This window comes from Prosthecodimorpha hirschii, from assembly GCF_001305515.1.
In the GTDB taxonomy this organism is placed as follows: domain Bacteria; phylum Pseudomonadota; class Alphaproteobacteria; order Rhizobiales; family Ancalomicrobiaceae; genus Prosthecodimorpha; species Prosthecodimorpha hirschii.
The window spans coordinates 2,284,600-2,301,621 of record NZ_LJYW01000001.1 but is presented as its reverse complement, the minus strand read 5'-3'; the positions used below and the strand labels follow the sequence as shown (position 1 = coordinate 2,301,621).

The window sequence follows — 17,022 nt, the reverse complement described above, 5'->3', positions numbered from 1 at the left end:
AGTCTAAGGTCAGTTTCGGTGGCCGGTTTCCGTCACGCACCGCTCCCGCCGGCCTCGATGTAGCGCAGGAAGCCGGCGTCGATCCGGCTGCCCGAGCCGACATAGGCGGCGGCACCCTGCCGCCGCCGCGCCTGCGCCGTCTGCGGATCAATTGAGTTGGCGCACCACGGAGGCCCTGAACGTGACGGTGCAGCCGGTGAGGCCGTCGAAATTGGTGATGGTGCCGGCCATGCTGATGAAGTCGGTTTTGGTCGTCAGCGTCGGAAGGTTGCTGGTCAGCTTGATCGTGCCCGAAGAGGTGCCCGAGTTCCCGCCGATCCAGGTCCCCGTATAATTCTTCGCGACCGACGACAGCGCGCTGTTGGTGACCTTGTGGGAGATCGACTGGATCCGGTCGAACAGGTTGAACGTCGTGTCCGCTCCGTTGTCGCCGATGCCGGCGGGCCGGAAGCGGAGGTCGAACATCATGCCCACGCTCGGATAGCCGCTACACTGAGACGTCACCGTGTCGACCAGGAAAGCGCCGAAATAGCGCGGGACCGCATTGGCAGTCGTCGCCGAGCAGGCCACCAGCCCCAGGGCCAGTCGAATTGCAATTTTCATCGCATTCATCCTTATGAATAAATAGAGGGAAGGATTACAAAAGCAAGAATTAGCGAAATCATTGGTGAAAGACAACAACGTTCAAAGAAAGCTCTGCGGATCGATGTCGATTTGGATCTTGACGCCGCCCTTGCCCCAGCGTCGTCCCAGCAGCCAAGAGGCCAGGTAGCCTTGTAGGTCGGCCTGACGGGATGCGATGACTAGGAATCGGAGCCGATGGCGGCCGCGCATGACGGCGATCGGGGCCTCGGCCGGGCCGAGCACGCGGATCGCGTCGGCGGGCGGGATCGCGCCGGCGAGGTCGCGGGCGGCGGCCAGCGCCGGGTCGCGCTCGTCGGCGGAGACGATCACGGCGGCGAGGCGGCTGAAGGGCGGCATGAAGGCGCGGCGGCGCTCGTCGATTTCGGCGGCATAGAATCGCTCGCGGTCACCGGCGATGATCGCCTTCATGACCGGATGGTCGGGGGCGTGGGTCTGCAGGAAGCCGCGCGCGTCGCCGCCGGCGCGGCCGGCCCGGCCGGTGACCTGCTGCAGGAGCTGGAACGTCTTCTCCGCCGCGCGCGGATCGCCATGGGCGAGGCCGAGATCGGCGTCGACCACGCCGACGACCGTCATCTTCGGGAAATTGTGCCCCTTGGCGACCAGTTGGGTGCCGATCACCAGATCGAACTCGCCCTTGGCGATGGCGCCCAGTTCGTCCTTCAGCCGCTTCGTGCCGCCGGGCATGTCGGAGGACAGCACCAGGCGGCGCGCCTCAGGAAACAGCACCGCCGCCTCCTCGGCGACGCGCTCGACGCCCGGCCCGCAGGCGGTCAGGCTGTCCACGTCGCCGCAGGACGGGCAGGCATCCGGCCGGCGCTCGGTGTGGCCGCAATGATGGCAGGCGAGCACGCCGCGAAACCGGTGCTCGACCAGCCAGGTCGAGCAGTTCGGGCATTCGAAGCGATGGCCGCAGCTGCGGCAGAGGGTCAGCGGCGCGTAGCCCCGCCGGTTGAGGAACAGGAGCGCCTGCTCGCCGCGCCCGATCGCCTCATCGATGGCGGTCTGCAGGCGCGGCGCGATCGCCCGGCCGCGCGGCAGGGTCTTCTGGCGCAGGTCGATGGCGGAAATCTCCGGCAGCCGGGCGCCGCCGACGCGGGCCGGCAGGACGAGCCGGCGGTAGCGGCCCTGGTCGGCATTGACCCGGCTCTCGATCGAGGGGGTCGCCGAGGCGAGCACGACGGGGAAGCCGCCGAGCCGGCCGCGCACCACCGCCATGTCGCGGGCGTGATAGACGACGCCCTCGTCCTGCTTGTAGGCGCCGTCATGCTCTTCGTCGACGACGACCAGGCCGAGGTCGCGGAAGGGCAGGAACAGCGCCGAGCGGGCGCCGATCACGCAGCGCACCTCGCCGGTGGCGACCCCGCGCCAGGTGCGCGCGCGTCCCTTGGCCGACACGTCGGAATGCCATTCCTCCGGCTTGGCGCCGAACCGGGCCGCGAATCGGTCGGTGAACTCCGCCGTCAGGGCGATCTCGGGCAGCAGCACCAGCGCCTGCCGGCCGGCCTTCACGGCCGCCGCGATGGCCTCGAAATAGACCTCCGTCTTGCCCGAGCCGGTGACGCCGTCGATCAGCACCACCTTGAAGCCGCCCGCGGCGACGGTCGCGGTCAGGTCCTCGGCGGCCGCCTGCTGGTCGTCGGTCAGGGCGAGGCGGCCATAGTCCGGTTCTGGGATGTCGGCCGGCCGGCCGGCGCGCAGTTCGACCGTCTCCAGCGTGCCGCAGTCGATCAGCCCGTCGACCACCGAGACCGAGACGCCCGCCTGGGCGGCGAGGCCGAGGCGCGACCAGGCGAGCCCGTCGACCAGCGCCTCCAGCACGCGCCGGCGGGCCGGCGTCAGGCGCTCCGGCGGGGCGCCGACGAGGCGGACGCCGCGGATCGGCGCTTCCGGCTCGAGCGCCTCCGGCGACCGCAGCACCATGCGCAGCACCATGCCGCGCGGCATCATGTAGTAGCGCGCGACCCAGTCGACGAAGCGGCGGATGGTCTCGCCGAGCGGCGGCGCGTCGTGGACGGCGGCGATCGGCTTCAGCCGGTTGTGGCCGACCGTCTCCCCGCCCGGCTCGTCGTCCCAGACCACGCCGGTGACCGCGCGGGTGCCGAGCGGTACCTCGACGATGGTGCCCGGCCGCACCGTGACCCCGCGCGGCACCCGGTACGAATAGGCCTGGTCGAGCGCCACCGGCACGACCACCGGCACAACGTCCCGGGGGGGCGCGGCGGGGCTCTCGAACAGGAGGTCGGTCTGGGCCATGGGGTGTTTCGGCGGGATGGTTCGATGGGACGGTTCGACGGGACGGATTGAACCGGGGGATGGTTCAATTCGGGCGGATGGTTCGATTCGCGCGGGCGGCGGCAGGTCGGGACGATAGTCGCTAATCGGCTGTTCATCACGCCTCGATCAGGATGGCGGCATGACGGCCGAATCGCCCCTTCAGATCGCGGCACCCGATCTTGCCGCCGCCGCCGCCGACTGGCAGCGCCATCTCGGCGCCGAACGGCGTGCCTCGCCGAAGACGCTGGAGGCCTATGATCGCGACCTAAGGCAGTTCCTGTCCTTCCTGACGCTGCATCTCGGCGAGCCGCCGCGCATCGCCTCCCTGTCCGAACTCCGGCCGGCCGACATCCGCGCCTTCCTGGCGCGCCGGCGCGGCGAGGGCATCGAGGCGCGCAGCCTCGGCCGGTCGCTGGCCGGCATCCGCTCGTTCATCCGCTTCCTGGAGCGCCGGGGCGAGGCCAATGCGGCCCCGTTCGCGGCCGTGCGGGCGCCCAAGGCGCGCAAGTCTCTGCCCAAGCCGGTCGAGGCGGGCCAGGCCCTGCGGCTGGTCGATGCCGGCGAGAGCCTCGCCGAGGAGCCTTGGGTGGCGGCGCGCGACGCCGCCGTGATGAGCCTCCTCTACGGCGCCGGCCTGCGCATCTCGGAGGCGCTGGGGCTGACCCGCGCCGAGGCGCCGCTCGCCGCGGACGTGCTGCGCGTCACCGGCAAGGGCGGCAAGACCCGGATCGTGCCGATCCTGCCGGCGATCCGGGCTGGCCTCGCCGCCTATCTCCGGCTCTGTCCCTTCGCGCTGCCGCCGGACGGGCCGCTCTTCGTCGGGGTGCGCGGCGGCCCGCTGTCGCCCCGGATCGTGCAACTGGCCATCGAGCGGCTGCGCGGTGCGCTCGGCCTGCCCGACAGCGCGACCCCGCATGCGCTGCGCCATTCCTTCGCGACCCATCTCCTGTCCGCCGGCGCCGATCTCCGGTCGATCCAGGAACTGCTCGGCCACGCCTCGCTTTCGACCACCCAGGTCTATACCGGTGTCGACGCGTCCCGCCTGATCGAGGTCTACCGCCGCACGCATCCGCGCGCCTGAGCGGTCGTTCGGAGGAGGCCCGGACGGTGCGGCGGCCGCGGGGGTGCCGATCGCATCAGGGGCATCCTCCCGCATCCGCGAGGCTTTCGAAAATTCAGAGGTCCGACATGTCCCGCAATGCCTTTCGCCTGGTCCCTGCCGTTTTCGCCGCTGCGCTGGCCTTTGGCAGCACGGCGGCCCGGGCCGAGACGCCGGTCTGTGCCGGAACCGATCTGCGTGCCGCCATCGTCGCCAAGGAGCCGGAGCGCTGGCGGGCGATCGAGGCCCGGGCGGCCGGGATCGAGAATGGCGATGCGGTCTTCTGGAAGATCGAGGGCAAGGCCGCCAAGACGCCGTCCTGGCTGCTCGGCACGATCCACCTGTCCGATCCGCGCGTGACCGACCTGAAGCCGCCCATCCGCAAGGCGCTGGATGGAGCGCGGACGGTGGCGCTGGAGAATACCTCGGTGCTCGATCCGAAAACCGCCGGCATCGCCTATGCGGAAGGCATCGACGCGATGCTCTTTACCGACGGGCGCAGCCTGCCGGGCGTGCTCGGGCCGGAAACCTGGGCGGCGACCGTCAAGGCCTTCGAAGCGCGCGGCCTGCCAGGCTGGGCGGTGGCGGGGTGGAAGCCCTGGGTGGTCGTCTTCGGGGCTCTGCTCTATCCGCCCTGCGAACTGAAGCGCTGGCAGGCGGGCCAGGACATGCTCGATATCGCCATCGGCAAGGCCGGCCGGGCGCGCAAGGTTCCGGTCGTCGACCTGGAGACCGTCAAGGATCAATTCTCGTCCATCGACCAGATGAGCGAGGCGGAGCAGATCGCCTTGCTGAAGTCGATCCTGTCGATCGATGCGCAGTCGACCGACTATCAGGAGACCTCGGTGCGCTTCTACGCGGCCGGCCGGATCGACCTGCTCTGGGCTTTTTCGATGGATGTCTTCGCCCGAGCCGGCGCCGACAAGACGGCGGCCAGCGTGATGGAAAACGCCTCCTTCCGCCGCAACGTCAAGATGCTGGACGCGGCCCGGCCGCTGATCGACCAGGGCGGCGCCTTCCTGGCGGTCGGCGCGCTACATCTGATCGGCGAGAAGGGTCTCGTCCGCCTCTTGCGCGAGGCCGGCTACACGGTCACGCCCGTCCGCTGACCCTCGCGCACCGGATGAATGCCGGCTGAACGGGCGTTTCCGGCCCGGTTCACCGGCCCCGCTCCAGTCTCGCCGCCATGGTGTCGGAACGGCCCGGACGTTTGTCCGGTTCGGACCGGCGAGAGCGGGAGAGACCGATGACGAGGCCTGCGACGAATGTCGTCGCGCTCTGGACCGCCGCATTCGTGCTGGCCGGTTCCGGCGGCGCGATACCGTCATGGGCGGCCGGGCCGGCCTGCGACGAGTGGGGTTATGCCGGGTCCTGGCTGAACAGCGAGGCCGTGGAGGGCAGCGACGTGATCGCGGCCGAGATCCGCGTCGACTGCCGCCGCCCCGTTCCGCGCGGCGAGGGGCCGAAGGTGCAGATCGCCCTGACGGTGCGCTGCCTGCACTATGAATGCGTCTGGCGCCCGGTGGCCGGCCAATGGGGCGAGGCGGCCGAGGGCGGCACGCCGACGCTCGCCGCCGTGATCGACGAGGAACGCGTCGAACGCCGCATCCTGGTCGAGGCGCCGGAGCGCGGCAGCCTGCGCATGACCGTCACCACCCGCTTCCGCACCGTCCCCCTCGAACCCCGCCAGGTCACCTACCGCCTCAAGCGGCAGAAGTGAGGGCTGCAGTCGCTCAAGGAAGCCATCTCAAGGCGTTCTCTCCGGCCTTCCTCCAGCGGGAGAGGCCGGGGGTATGGGGCGGCAGCGAAAGAAATTGCGGCGATTTCGCAACGGCTTATTCCCTTCTCCCCCCCAAGGGGGGAGAAGGTGGCCGAAGGCCGGATGAGGGGGGCGATGCCGCGGACGAGGGATGAACGCCCGGTCCGCCCCGACCGCCCTCGGACCGCCGCCACGTCGATCGCCGTCCGATCCAGGCCCCCTCATCCGCCCTTCGGGCACCTTCTCCCCCTTGCAGGGGGCGAAGGGGAAGGGGCCGGGGGTATGGGCGGCAGCGAAAGAAATTGCGGCGATTTCGCAACAGCTTATTCCCTTCTCCCCCTGAGGGGGGAGAAGGTGGCCGAAGGCCGGATGAGGGGGGCGATGCCGCGGACGCGGGATGAACGCCCGGTCCGCCCCGACCGCCCTCGGACCGCCGCCAAGTCGATCGCCGTCCGATCCAGGCCCCCTCAACCGCCCTTCGGGCACCTTCTCCCCCCTTCAGGGGGCGAAGGGGAAGGGCCGTGAGTCCGGGGGACGGCGGACGGCGAACTCGGCGTCCGGGCGGGGGGCGCCGGAGGACGGTCACATGTGGATGGCGCGCTTGTCGACCGCCATGGCGGCCTCCTTGACGGCTTCGGACATGGTCGGGTGGGCGTGGCAGGTGCGGGCGAGGTCCTCGGCCGAGCCGCCGAATTCCATCAGCACGGCGGCCTCGTGGATCATCTCGCCGGCGCCGGCGCCGAGGATGTGGACGCCGAGGACGCGATCGGTCGCCGCGTCGGCGAGGATCTTCACGAAGCCGTCGGTCTGGCGGTTGGCCTTGGCGCGGCCGTTGGCGGTGAAGGGGAACTTGCCGACCCGATAGGCGATGCCGGCGGCCTTCAAGTCGTCCTCTGACTTACCGACCGTCGCCACCTCCGGCATGGTGTAGACCACGCCCGGGATCACGTCGTAGTTCACATGCCCGGCCTGGCCGGCGAGCATCTCGGCCAGCGCGACGCCCTCGTCCTCGGCCTTGTGGGCCAGCATCGGCCCGCGCACCACGTCGCCGATGGCGTAGATGCCCGGCACGTTGGTGCGGAAATGGTCGTCGATCACCACGCGGCCGCGCGGGTCCTTGGCGACGCCGACCTCGTCCAGGCCGAGCCCGGCGGTGAACGGCACGCGGCCGATGGCCACCAGCACCACGTCGGCCTCGATCGTCTCCGCGGCCCCGCCGGCGGCCGGCTCGACCGTCGCCGTCAGGCCGGCCCCGGTCTTCTCGATGCCGGTCACCTTGGTGCCGAGCTTGAAGGCGAAGCCCTGCTTCTCCAGGATGCGCTGGAAGGCCTTGGCGACCTCGGTGTCCATGCCGGGCAGGATGCGGTCGAGATACTCGACCACCGTCACCTTGGAGCCGAGCCGGCGCCAGACCGAGCCGAGCTCGAGCCCGATCACGCCCGCGCCGACCACGATCAGCCGCGCCGGGACGGCGTCGAGTTCCAAGGCGCCCGTCGACGACACCACCTGGCGCTCGTCGATCTCGATGCCCGGCAGCCGGGCCACGTCCGAGCCGGTCGCGATCACGATCGCCTTGGTGTCGATCACCTGCACGGCGCCGTCGGCCGCGGTCACCTCGACCTGGGCCGGCGACAGGATGCGGCCGGTGCCGTGGATGGGCGTGATCTTGTTCTTCTTCATGAGGAAGTCGATGCCGGTGACGTTCGACGTCACGGTGTCGGCGCGGTGCTTCATCATGGTCGGCAGGTCGAGCTCGGCGGTCGCCTTGATGCCGAGGGCGGCGAAGCCGTGGCGGGCCTCGTCGAACATCTCGGAGGCGTGCAGCAGCGCCTTGGACGGGATGCAGCCGACATTCAGGCAGGTGCCGCCATGCGTCTTGCGCTTCTCGACCACCGCCACCTTCATGCCGAGCTGTGCGGCGCGGATGGCGCAGACATAGCCGCCGGGGCCGGTTCCGATGACGACGAGATCGTACAACATGGCGTTCGGTGCTTTCCTGGCTGCCGGCCGGGCCGGTCGACCGTGCCGACCGGTTCAGCCGATGATGCCGGCCCGGCCGGTGCCGGACCGCGATAGGGTTGCGGCCTTATAGCGCAGGAATGGGCCCGAAAGCACTCGGCTTTGGTATAGGTGCCGACCGCTTCCGGGTGGGGCCGCGCAAGGGCCGGCCGCGGCGGCTCAGCGTCCGCCCGAAACCGTGACCACCGAGGCGGTCGTGTAGCTCGACTCGTCCGAGATCAGCCACAGGATGGCGTTGGCGCATTCCTCGGCGGTGCCCTCGCGCTTCATCGGGATGGACTCGCGCAACTGTGCGACCCGGTCCGGGATGCCGCCGGAGGCGTGGATGTCGGTGTCGATCAGGCCGGGCCGGATGGCGTTGACTCGCACGCCCTCGGCGGCCACCTCGCGGCCGAGGCCGAGGGTGAACACGTCGATCGCGCCTTTGGCGGCGGCATAGTGGACATATTGGCCGGGCGAGCCGAGCGTGGCGGCGGCCGAGCTCAGATTGACGATCGCGCCGCCCTTGCCGCCATGCCGCGTCGACATGCGCTTCAGCGCCTCGCGGGCGGCGACGATCGAGCCGATCACGTTGATGCGCAGCATCCGCTCCAGGCGCTCGACGCTGATCTCGTCCATGCGCGCCGGCAGGTCGACCACGCCGGCATTGTTGACGAGGCCGACCAGCGTGCCGTGCCGATCGGCTTCGGCGAACAGCGCGAGCGTGTCGGCTTCCGAGCCGATGTCGCTCTTCACGGCGACGGCCTTGCCGCCGGCTGCCTCGACGGCGGCGACCAGCGAGCGGGCCGCGGCCTCGTCGCTGACATAGGAGAACACGACATCGTAGCCGCGCGCGGCGGCGAGCAGCACGGTGGCGCGGCCGATGCCGCGGCTGCCGCCGGTGACGATGAGGACGCCCTTGCTCATGGTGTGGTCTCCGATCCCTGGGCCGCGTCGCGGCGTTTCTTGGGCACGATGGCCTTGATGACGAAAGTGATGCCCGCCGTAAGCGCCGCCGCCGCCAGCCCGAAGGCGACCAGGCCGGTGTCGGCCGGAATGAGGCCGCGCCAGGCGAGCGACCCGGCCGCAGCGGCGACGCCGGACCCGGTCATGACCAGCACCAGGCCGACCAGGAACAGGGGACGAAGGCGCATCGGACGGATCTCCTGGCGGGTGGCGCGGCAGCAGACGAGTGGCGAGACGGTGGTGTGCGCGGCGGCAGCGCCCCCGCCGGTATGCAACGGGCCGGAACGCAAACGGCATCCGGCCCGACCGGACCGGATGCCGCCACAAGCTTTGTCACGACGCAAGCCCGGCGGAGCGCAAGGCTGCCCCGACCGCGCTCGCGCGTCGCGTTAGATGTCCATGACCAGACGCTGCGGGTCCTCGATCATCTCCTTGACGCGCACCAGGAAGGTGACGGCTTCCTTGCCGTCGATGATGCGGTGGTCGTAGGAGAGGGCGAGATACATCATCGGGCGGATGACGATCTGGCCGTTGCGCACCACCGGACGGTCCTCGATGCGATGCATGCCGAGGATCGCCGATTGCGGCGCGTTCAGGATCGGGGTCGACATCAGCGAGCCGTAGACGCCGCCGTTGGAGATGGTGAAGGTGCCGCCCATCATCTCGTCGATCTTGAGCTGGCCGTCGCGGGCGCGCCGGCCGAAATCGCCGATCGTCTTCTCGACGCCGGCGATCGAGAGCCGATCGGCATCGCGCACCACCGGCACGACGAGGCCCTTGTCGGAGCCGACCGCGACGCCGATGTGGTAGTAGTTCTTGTAGATGATGTCCTGGCCGTCGATCTCGCCGTTGACCGCCGGGATCTCCTTCAGCGCGGCCACGCAGGCCTTGACGAAGAAGCCCATGAAGCCGACGCGCACGCCGTGCTTCTTCTCGAACAGATCCTTGTACTGATTGCGGATCGCCATCAGGGCCGACATGTCGACGTCGTTGAACGTCGTCAGCATGGCGGCGGTGTTCTGGGCGTCCTTCAGGCGGCGCGCGATGGTCTGGCGCAGCTTGGTCATCTTGACGCGCTCTTCGCGCACCGAATCGTCGGCGGCCGGGGTCGGACGCGGCGGCGGCGGGGCGGCCGGAGCCGCAGCGACCGGGGCGGGCGCCGGCTTCGGCGCGGAAGCCGCGGCGATCACGTCCTCCTTGAGGACCTGGCCGCGCTTGCCGGAGCCTTCCGCGACGCTGACGCCGGTCTCGGCCATCATCTTGGCGGCGGACGGGGCGGGCGGCATGCCGACGGCCGGAGAGGCCGCAGCCGCCACGGGGGCGGGAGCCGCCGCAGGCGCCGGAGCCGCCGCGGGGGCAGAGGCTGCCGCAGCTGCGCCGGCCGCGATGGTGCCGAGCAGCGCGGCGACGCCGACCGTCTCGCCTTCCTTGGCGACGATCGATTCGAGCACGCCGGCGGCCGGAGCCGGGACCTCGACCGTGACCTTGTCGGTCTCCAGCTCGACCAGCGGCTCGTCCGCCTTCACGGCCTCGCCGGGCTTCTTGAACCACTTGGCGACGGTGGCCTCGGTGACGGATTCCCCGAGCGTCGGAACCTTGATTTCGGTGGCCATGGTGAGGGTCTCTTGCCTTCTTGGGTCATCGGGCGACCCGGGGTCGCCCGACGCTGGAGGAGGATCAATCGCCGAGGGCGTCGTTCATGAACGCCTGCAGCTGCGCGACGTGCTTGGACATCAGGCCGGTCGCCGTGGCGGCCGAGGCGGCGCGACCGGTATAGCGCGGCCGCCGGGTCTTGGCGTCGATCTGGGCCAGGATCCATTCGAGATAGGGCTCGATGAAGAACCACGAACCCATGTTCTTGGGCTCTTCCTGGCACCACACGATTTCGGCATGCCGGAAGCGGGTCAGCTCCTTGACCAGCGCCTTGAGCGGCACCGGATAGAGCTGCTCGACGCGCATCAGGTAGATGTCGTCGATGCCGCGCTTCTCGCGCTCCTCGAGCAGGTCGTAATAGACCTTGCCGGTGCAGAGCACGACGCGCCGGATCTGCTGATCGGGCTTCAGCCGGGTCGCGGTCAGTTCCGGATTGGTCTCGGCGTGATCGAACAGCACCCGGTGGAACGACGAACCGTCGGCCAGGTCGGACAGCTTGGAGACGCACTTCTTGTGACGCAGCAGGGACTTCGGCGTCATCAGGATGAGCGGCTTGCGGAATTCGCGATGCAGCTGGCGGCGCAGGACGTGGAAGTAGTTGGCCGGCGTCGAGGCGTAGACCACCTGCATGTTGTCTTCCGCGCACATCTGCAGGAAGCGTTCCAGGCGGGCGGAGGAATGCTCCGGGCCCTGACCTTCGTAGCCGTGCGGCAGCAGGCAGACGAGACCGGACATGCGCAGCCACTTGCGCTCGCCCGAGGACAGGAACTGGTCGAACACAACCTGGGCACCGTTGGCGAAGTCGCCGAACTGGGCTTCCCACAGGGTCAGCGCGTCGGGCTCGGCCAGGGTGTAGCCGTATTCGAAGCCGAGCACGGCCTCTTCCGAGAGCATCGAGTTGATGACCTCGTAGCGCGCCTGGCCGGGCGCCAGGTTGTTGAGCGGGATGTAGCGCGCCTCGGTCTCCTGGTCGTAGAGCACCGTGTGACGCTGGCTGAAGGTGCCGCGCTCGCAATCCTGGCCGGACAGGCGGATCGGATGGCCTTCGTCGATCAGCGTCGCGAAGGCCAACGCCTCGGCGGTCGCCCAGTCGATGCCCTCGCCGGTCTCCATCATGGTGCGGCGGTTGTCGAGGAAGCGGCCGATCGTCTTGTGGACGTTGAAGCCCTTCGGCACCTCGGTCAGCTTCAGGCCGAGCGACTTCAGCTTGTCGGCGGGCAGGCCGGTCTTGCCGCGGCGCGCCTCGTCCGGATCGCCGCCGGCCGACTTCAGGCCCGCCCAGCGGCCGTCGAGCCAGTCCGCCTTGTTGGGCTTGTAGCTCTGGCCGGCCTCATGCTCGTTGTTGAGGTGCTTGCGCCAGTCGGCGATCCACTCCTCGACCTCGCCGCGCGTGACGACGCCTTCCGCGACCAGCTTCTCGGAATAGATCTGCACCGATGTCGGATGGTTGCGGATCTTCCGATACATGATCGGCTGGGTGAAGCCGGGCTCGTCGCCTTCGTTGTGGCCGAAACGCCGGTAGCAGATCATGTCGATCACGACCGGCTTGTGGAACTTCTGCCGGAACTCGGTCGCCACCTTGGCGGCGAAGGTCACCGCCTCGGGGTCGTCGCCGTTCACGTGGAAGATCGGCGCCTCGATCATCTTCGCCACGTCGGACGGATAGGGCGAGGAGCGCGAGAAGCGCGGATTGGTGGTGAAGCCGATCTGGTTGTTGATGATGAAATGGATCGAGCCGGCGGTGCGGTGACCGCGCAGGCCGGACAGGCCGAGGCACTCCGCCACCACGCCCTGGCCCGCGAAGGCGGCGTCGCCGTGGATCAGCAGCGGCAGCACGCGGGCGCGCTGTTCGAGCGGCACGACCTCGCTGCGCGGCTTGTCGGCGAGCTGGTCCTGCTTGGCGCGCGCCTTGCCGAGCACGACCGGATCGACGATCTCCAGATGCGACGGGTTGGCGGTCAGCGACAGGTGGACCCGGTTGTTGTCGAACTCTCGGTCCGAGGAGGCGCCGAGGTGGTACTTGACGTCGCCGGAGCCTTCGACCTCGTCGGGAGCGGCCGAGCCGCCCTTGAACTCGTGGAAGATGATCCGGTGCGGCTTGCCCATCACCTGGGCGAGCACGTTCAGGCGACCGCGATGGGCCATGCCGAGCACGATCTCGCTGACGCCGAGATTGCCGCCGCGCTTGATGATCTGTTCGAGCGCCGGAACCAGCGCCTCGCCACCGTCGAGGCCGAAGCGCTTGGTGCCGGTATACTTCACGTCGATGAACTTCTCGAAGCCCTCGGCCTCGATCAGCTTCTTCAGGATGGCGCGCTTGCCCTCGCGGGTGAAGGCGATCTGCTTGTCCGGGCCTTCGATGCGCGCCTGGATCCAGCTCTTCTCGGCCGGATCGGAGATGTGCATGAACTCGATGCCGAGCGTCGAGCAATAGGTGCGGCGCAGGATCGTGATCATCTCGCGCACGGTCGCGAATTCGAGACCGAGCACGTTGTCGATGAAGATCTTGCGGTCGAGGTCGCGCTCGGTGAAGCCGTAGCTGGCCGGATGCAGCTCCTCGTGGTCCTTCTCGGGGGCGAGGCCGAGCGGGTCGAGATCGGCATGCAGGTGGCCGCGCATGCGGTAGGCGCGGATCATCATGATCGCGCGGACGGAATCGCGCGCGGCAGCCTGCAGCTGCTCCTGCGTGATCTCGGCGCCCTTGGCCTTCGCCTTGATCTTGTCGCCGGCCTGCTTTTCCAGCCAGCCCCAGTCGCTGTCGAGCGCGGAGACCAGTTCGCCGTTGGCCGGCCGCGGCCAGTCGCTGCGCTCCCAGCTGGCGCCGCGCGCATTCTTCAGGACGGTCTGCTTCTCGTCCTTGACCTCTTCGAAGAAGTCGCGCCAGCCGGCATCGACGGAGGCCGGATCCTGTTCGTAGCGGGCGTGCAGCTCCTCGATATAGGCGGCATTGCCGCCCGACAGGAACTGGAGCGCGGAATTGGCCGGTTCACCCATATCCGTCCCGGAGCCCTCGGCTCCGCCTCTCTTGGCTTGCCGGCCGCGGCCTGCCGCCGCGACCTCTTCGGACGGACCGTCGAAAACGCGGTTCCGACGGTCCATCCCCTTATCTAGTGGGCCGAAGCCCGGATTGCGCCTCACGGTGCCGCGAGGCCCGCCCCCCGGTGCCGCGAGGCCCGCCTCACGGTGCCGCGAGGCCGGCTCGTCTCACTTACCGGCGAGAACCGCCGCGAGCGTCTGGCCGAGCTTGGCCGGCGACGGCGACACGCGGATGCCGGCGGCCTCCATGGCCTTGATCTTGTCGTTGGCGCCGCCCTTGCCGCCCGAGATGATCGCGCCGGCATGGCCCATGCGGCGGCCGGGAGGGGCCGCGACGCCGGCGATGAAGCCGACCATCGGCTTCTTGATCGCATGGCCGGCGATGAACTCCGCCGCCTCTTCCTCGGCCGAGCCGCCGATCTCGCCGATCATGATGATCGACTGGGTCTCGGGATCGTTCAGGAACATGTCGAGCACGTCGATGAACTCGGTGCCCTTGACCGGGTCGCCGCCGATGCCGACCGCCGTCGTCTGGCCGAGGCCGACATCGGTCGTCTGCTTGACGGCCTCGTAGGTCAGCGTGCCGGAGCGCGAGACGATGCCGACCGAACCCTTCTGGAAGATGTGGCCCGGCATGATGCCGATCTTGCACTCGTTGGGCGTCAGGACGCCGGGGCAGTTCGGACCGATCAGGCGCGAGCGCGAGCCCTTCAGGGCCTTGCCGACGCGCACCATGTCGAGCACCGGGATGCCCTCGGTGATGCAGACGATCAGCTCGATCTCGGCGTCGATCGCCTCCAGGATCGCGTCGGCCGCAAACGGCGGCGGCACGTAGATGGCCGAGGCGGTCGCGCCGGTGGCGGCCTTGGCCTCGCCGACCGTGTCGTAGACCGGCAGGCCGATATGGGTCGAGCCGCCCTTGCCGGGGGTCACGCCGCCGACCACCTTGGTGCCGTAGGCGATCGCCTGCTCGCTATGGAAGGTCCCCTGGGCTCCCGTGAAGCCTTGGGTGATGACCTTGGTGTTCTTGTTGACCAGTACGGACATGGCTTCGAAGCTCCAGGCGAACCCGCCAGCTGTCAGGAAGGAATACGAAGGGGAAGGGACTGTCCGCCTGCCGGCGGCGGCCGTTCGGGGAGGCGGCGAGCGCCTCCCGCCCGAGCATGATCAGCCCTTCACCGCCGCGACGATCTTCTGCGCGGCGTCGTCGAGGTCGTCGGCGGCGATCACGTTGAGACCGGATTCGCGGATGATCTGCTTGCCGAGTTCGACATTGGTGCCTTCCAGGCGCACCACCAGCGGCACCTGCAGGCCGACCGCCTTCACCGCCGCCAGCACGCCGCGGGCGATGATGTCGCACTTCATGATGCCGCCGAAGATGTTGACCAGGATGCCCTTCACCTGCGGGTCGGCGGTGATGATCTTGAAGGCCGCGGTGACCTTTTCCTCCGAGGCGCCGCCGCCCACGTCGAGGAAGTTGGCCGGGCTCTCGCCGTAGAGCTGGATGATGTCGAGCGTCGCCATGGCGAGGCCGGCGCCGTTGACCATGCAGCCGATCGTGCCGTCGAGCGCGATGTAGGAGAGGTCGTACTTGGACGCCTCGATCTCCTTCGGGTCCTCTTCGGTCTCGTCGCGCAGGGCGACGATCTCGGGATGCCGGAAGAGGGCGTTGGAATCGAAGTTCACCTTGGCGTCGAGGACGCGCAGGTTGCCGTCCTTGGTGACGATCAGCGGGTTGATCTCGAGCAGGCTCATGTCCTTCTCGACGAAGGCCCGGTAGAGATCGCCGACCAGCTTGACGCACTGCTTGATCTGCGCGCCTTCGAGCTTCAGCGCATAGGCGACGTTGCGGCCGACATAGGGCTGGTAGCCGGCGGCGGGGTCGACCCGGAAGGTGTGGATCTTCTCGGGCGTGTCGTGGGCGACCGCCTCGATGTCCATGCCGCCCTCGGTGGAGACCACGAAGGCGACCTTGCCGGTCGCGCGGTCGACCAGGATCGACAGATAGAGCTCGCGGGCGATGTCGGAGCCGTCCTCGATATAGAGGCGGTTGACGACCTTGCCGGAAGCGCCGGTCTGCAGCGTCACCAGCGTGTTGCCGAGCATGTCCTTGGCGTGGGCCGCGACCTCCTCGACCGACTTCGCCAGCCGGACGCCGCCCTTGGCGTCGGCGGGCAGTTCCTTGAACTTGCCCTTGCCGCGGCCGCCGGCATGGATCTGGCTCTTCACGACATAGAGCGGACCCGGCAGCGCCTTCGCGCCCGCCACGGCCTCGTCGACCGTGAAGGCGGGAACGCCGGCCGAAACCGGAACCCCGTAGTCCTTGAGGACCGCCTTGGCTTGATACTCGTGGATATTCATGGGTCCCTGGCCTCGTCGGGTCGGCCGATGTCATGGCATCGGCGCGAAGGGTCGAAAGGATGCTGCGGGAAGAAACGGGTCTGGCCGCCCGGCGGCAGGGGAGCCGCCGCCGGATCGGCCTTGCGGCCGGGCTCGATCAGGCGAGCGCCGGCTGGATCTGCTTGCAGGCGTCGATCAGGCCGTTCACCGAGGCGAGCGACTTGGCGAACATCGCCTTCTCGGCATCGTTGAAGGCGACTTCGACGATCTTCTCGACGCCGTTGGCGCCGATCAGGCAGGGCACGCCGACATAGGTGCCGTCGACGCCATACTGGCCGGTCAGATAGGCGGCGCAGGGCAGAATGCGCTTCTGGTCCTTGAGATAGCTCTCGGCCATCGCGATGGCGGAGCTCGCGGGCGCATAGAAGGCCGAGCCGGTCTTCAGGAGCGCGACGATCTCGCCGCCGCCCTTGCGGGTGCGTTCCACGATCGCGTCGAGCTTCTCCTGGGTCAGCCAGCCCATCGTGACCAGATCGGGCAGCGGCACGCCGCCGACGGTCGAATGGCGCACCAGCGGCACCATGTCGTCGCCGTGGCCGCCGAGCGTCATGGCATGGACATCGCGCACCGACACGCCGAGCGCTTCGGCGAGGAAGTAGCGGAAGCGGGCCGAGTCGAGCACGCCGGCCATGCCGACGACCTTGCTGGCCGGCAGGCCCGAGAACTTCTGCAGCGCCCAGACCATCGCATCGAGCGGGTTGGTGATGCAGATCACGAAGGCATCGGGCGCGTGCTGCTTGATGCCGGCGCCGACCGCTTCCATGACCTTGAGGTTGATGCCGAGCAGGTCGTCGCGGCTCATGCCGGGCTTGCGCGGCACGCCGGCGGTGACGATCACCACGTCGGCCCCGGCGATCGCCTCGTAGGAGGAGGCGCCGGCCAGCTTGGCGTCGAAGCCCTCGACCGGCGAGGATTCTGCCAGGTCGAGCGCCTTGCCCTGCGGCACGCCGTCGACGATGTCGAACAGAACGATGTCGCCGAGCTCCTTCAGGCCGGCAAGATGAGCGAGCGTTCCGCCGATCTGGCCTGCGCCGATCAGGGCGATCTTGTTACGCGCCATGCGACTATCCTTTGCGTCGAGGGGTGGTGGCTGCGACATCCTGTCCGCGGGTCGCAATACTCCGAACCGCACCGGGGTGCAAGTCGAACGAACGAATGATGCGGCCGTGCAGCATGTCCGTAAAAGGACTGG

13 protein-coding genes are annotated in these 17,022 nt (G+C 69.1%); 3 read left to right on the top strand and 10 right to left on the bottom strand.

The window, feature by feature from the left end; genetic code table 11:
• Positions 1-147 precede the first annotated feature (147 nt).
• Together ABB55_RS10090 and ABB55_RS10085 are read right to left on the bottom strand one after the other, a co-directional pair.
• Positions 148-603, bottom strand: a complete 456-nt coding sequence (locus ABB55_RS10090) for a hypothetical protein (RefSeq protein ID WP_054358693.1) — start codon at positions 601-603, stop codon at positions 148-150.
• Positions 604-684: 81 nt separating this feature from the next.
• Positions 685-2,898 (bottom strand): primosomal protein N', encoded by a 2,214-nt coding sequence (locus ABB55_RS10085; protein ID WP_054358692.1) that lies wholly within the window; start codon positions 2,896-2,898, stop codon positions 685-687.
• 160 nt (positions 2,899-3,058) lie between these two features.
• Here ABB55_RS10085 and ABB55_RS10080 point away from each other — a divergent pair, with 160 nt between their 5' ends.
• From ABB55_RS10080 to ABB55_RS10070, 3 genes are all read left to right on the top strand, one after another.
• Entirely contained in the window at positions 3,059-4,000 is a 942-nt protein-coding gene (locus ABB55_RS10080) for a tyrosine recombinase XerC (RefSeq protein ID WP_054358691.1), read from the top strand.
• A 107-nt stretch (positions 4,001-4,107) separates the two neighbouring features.
• On the top strand, positions 4,108-5,127 hold the full coding sequence (locus ABB55_RS10075; RefSeq protein ID WP_054358690.1) for a TraB/GumN family protein: 1,020 nt from the start codon (positions 4,108-4,110) through the stop codon (positions 5,125-5,127).
• A gap of 137 nt (positions 5,128-5,264) precedes the next feature.
• A complete protein-coding gene (locus ABB55_RS10070) occupies positions 5,265-5,738 on the top strand; it encodes a hypothetical protein (protein WP_054358689.1) in 474 nt (157 codons plus the stop codon).
• 621 nt (positions 5,739-6,359) lie between these two features.
• Here ABB55_RS10070 and lpdA read toward each other — a convergent pair.
• The 8 genes from lpdA to mdh all read right to left on the bottom strand — a co-directional run bounded on the left by lpdA (position 6,360) and on the right by mdh (position 16,890).
• Positions 6,360-7,757: a dihydrolipoyl dehydrogenase gene (gene lpdA / locus ABB55_RS10065; protein ID WP_054358688.1), complete on the bottom strand. Its 1,398-nt coding sequence runs from the start codon at positions 7,755-7,757 to the stop codon at positions 6,360-6,362.
• A gap of 198 nt (positions 7,758-7,955) precedes the next feature.
• Positions 7,956-8,702 carry an SDR family oxidoreductase gene (locus ABB55_RS10060; RefSeq protein WP_054358687.1) on the bottom strand — a complete coding sequence of 249 codons (747 nt, stop codon included), beginning with the start codon at positions 8,700-8,702 and terminating at the stop codon, positions 7,956-7,958.
• Positions 8,699-8,929 (bottom strand): hypothetical protein, encoded by a 231-nt coding sequence (locus ABB55_RS10055; RefSeq protein WP_054358686.1) that lies wholly within the window; start codon positions 8,927-8,929, stop codon positions 8,699-8,701. The genes ABB55_RS10060 and ABB55_RS10055 overlap by 4 nt, the downstream gene beginning before the upstream one ends.
• Before the next feature lie 201 nt (positions 8,930-9,130).
• Entirely contained in the window at positions 9,131-10,354 is a 1,224-nt protein-coding gene (gene odhB / locus ABB55_RS10050) for a 2-oxoglutarate dehydrogenase complex dihydrolipoyllysine-residue succinyltransferase (protein WP_054358685.1), read from the bottom strand.
• Between the two features lie 64 nt (positions 10,355-10,418).
• Complete coding sequence (locus tag ABB55_RS10045; RefSeq protein ID WP_054358684.1) at positions 10,419-13,388, bottom strand: 2-oxoglutarate dehydrogenase E1 component; 2,970 nt, start codon at positions 13,386-13,388, stop codon at positions 10,419-10,421.
• A gap of 210 nt (positions 13,389-13,598) precedes the next feature.
• Positions 13,599-14,477 (bottom strand): succinate--CoA ligase subunit alpha, encoded by an 879-nt coding sequence (gene sucD / locus ABB55_RS10040; protein WP_054358683.1) that lies wholly within the window; start codon positions 14,475-14,477, stop codon positions 13,599-13,601.
• 120 nt (positions 14,478-14,597) lie between these two features.
• The gene (sucC, locus tag ABB55_RS10035; protein WP_054358682.1) at positions 14,598-15,791 is read right to left on the bottom strand and encodes an ADP-forming succinate--CoA ligase subunit beta; all 1,194 of its coding nucleotides are present in this window, start codon (positions 15,789-15,791) and stop codon (positions 14,598-14,600) included.
• 136 nt (positions 15,792-15,927) lie between these two features.
• A complete protein-coding gene (gene mdh, locus ABB55_RS10030) occupies positions 15,928-16,890 on the bottom strand; it encodes a malate dehydrogenase (protein WP_054358681.1) in 963 nt (320 codons plus the stop codon).
• Between the last annotated feature and the right edge of the window lie 132 nt (positions 16,891-17,022).

What these genes read in the sequence shown, in the direction of transcription:
- ABB55_RS10045 (WP_054358684.1), bottom strand. Translation starts at nt 13,388, where the DNA reads ATGGGTGAACCGGCCAATTCCGCGCTCCAGTTCCTGTCGGGCGGCAAT.
- ABB55_RS10085 (WP_054358692.1), bottom strand. Translation starts at nt 2,898, where the DNA reads ATGGCCCAGACCGACCTCCTGTTCGAGAGCCCCGCCGCGCCCCCCCGG.
- odhB (WP_054358685.1), bottom strand. Translation starts at nt 10,354, where the DNA reads ATGGCCACCGAAATCAAGGTTCCGACGCTCGGGGAATCCGTCACCGAG.
- lpdA (WP_054358688.1), bottom strand. Translation starts at nt 7,757, where the DNA reads ATGTTGTACGATCTCGTCGTCATCGGAACCGGCCCCGGCGGCTATGTC.
- ABB55_RS10075 (WP_054358690.1), top strand. Translation starts at nt 4,108, where the DNA reads ATGTCCCGCAATGCCTTTCGCCTGGTCCCTGCCGTTTTCGCCGCTGCG.
- mdh (WP_054358681.1), bottom strand. Translation starts at nt 16,890, where the DNA reads ATGGCGCGTAACAAGATCGCCCTGATCGGCGCAGGCCAGATCGGCGGA.
- ABB55_RS10080 (WP_054358691.1), top strand. Translation starts at nt 3,059, where the DNA reads ATGACGGCCGAATCGCCCCTTCAGATCGCGGCACCCGATCTTGCCGCC.
- ABB55_RS10060 (WP_054358687.1), bottom strand. Translation starts at nt 8,702, where the DNA reads ATGAGCAAGGGCGTCCTCATCGTCACCGGCGGCAGCCGCGGCATCGGC.
- ABB55_RS10070 (WP_054358689.1), top strand. Translation starts at nt 5,265, where the DNA reads ATGACGAGGCCTGCGACGAATGTCGTCGCGCTCTGGACCGCCGCATTC.
- sucC (WP_054358682.1), bottom strand. Translation starts at nt 15,791, where the DNA reads ATGAATATCCACGAGTATCAAGCCAAGGCGGTCCTCAAGGACTACGGG.
- sucD (WP_054358683.1), bottom strand. Translation starts at nt 14,477, where the DNA reads ATGTCCGTACTGGTCAACAAGAACACCAAGGTCATCACCCAAGGCTTC.
- ABB55_RS10090 (WP_054358693.1), bottom strand. Translation starts at nt 603, where the DNA reads ATGAAAATTGCAATTCGACTGGCCCTGGGGCTGGTGGCCTGCTCGGCG.
- ABB55_RS10055 (WP_054358686.1), bottom strand. Translation starts at nt 8,929, where the DNA reads ATGCGCCTTCGTCCCCTGTTCCTGGTCGGCCTGGTGCTGGTCATGACC.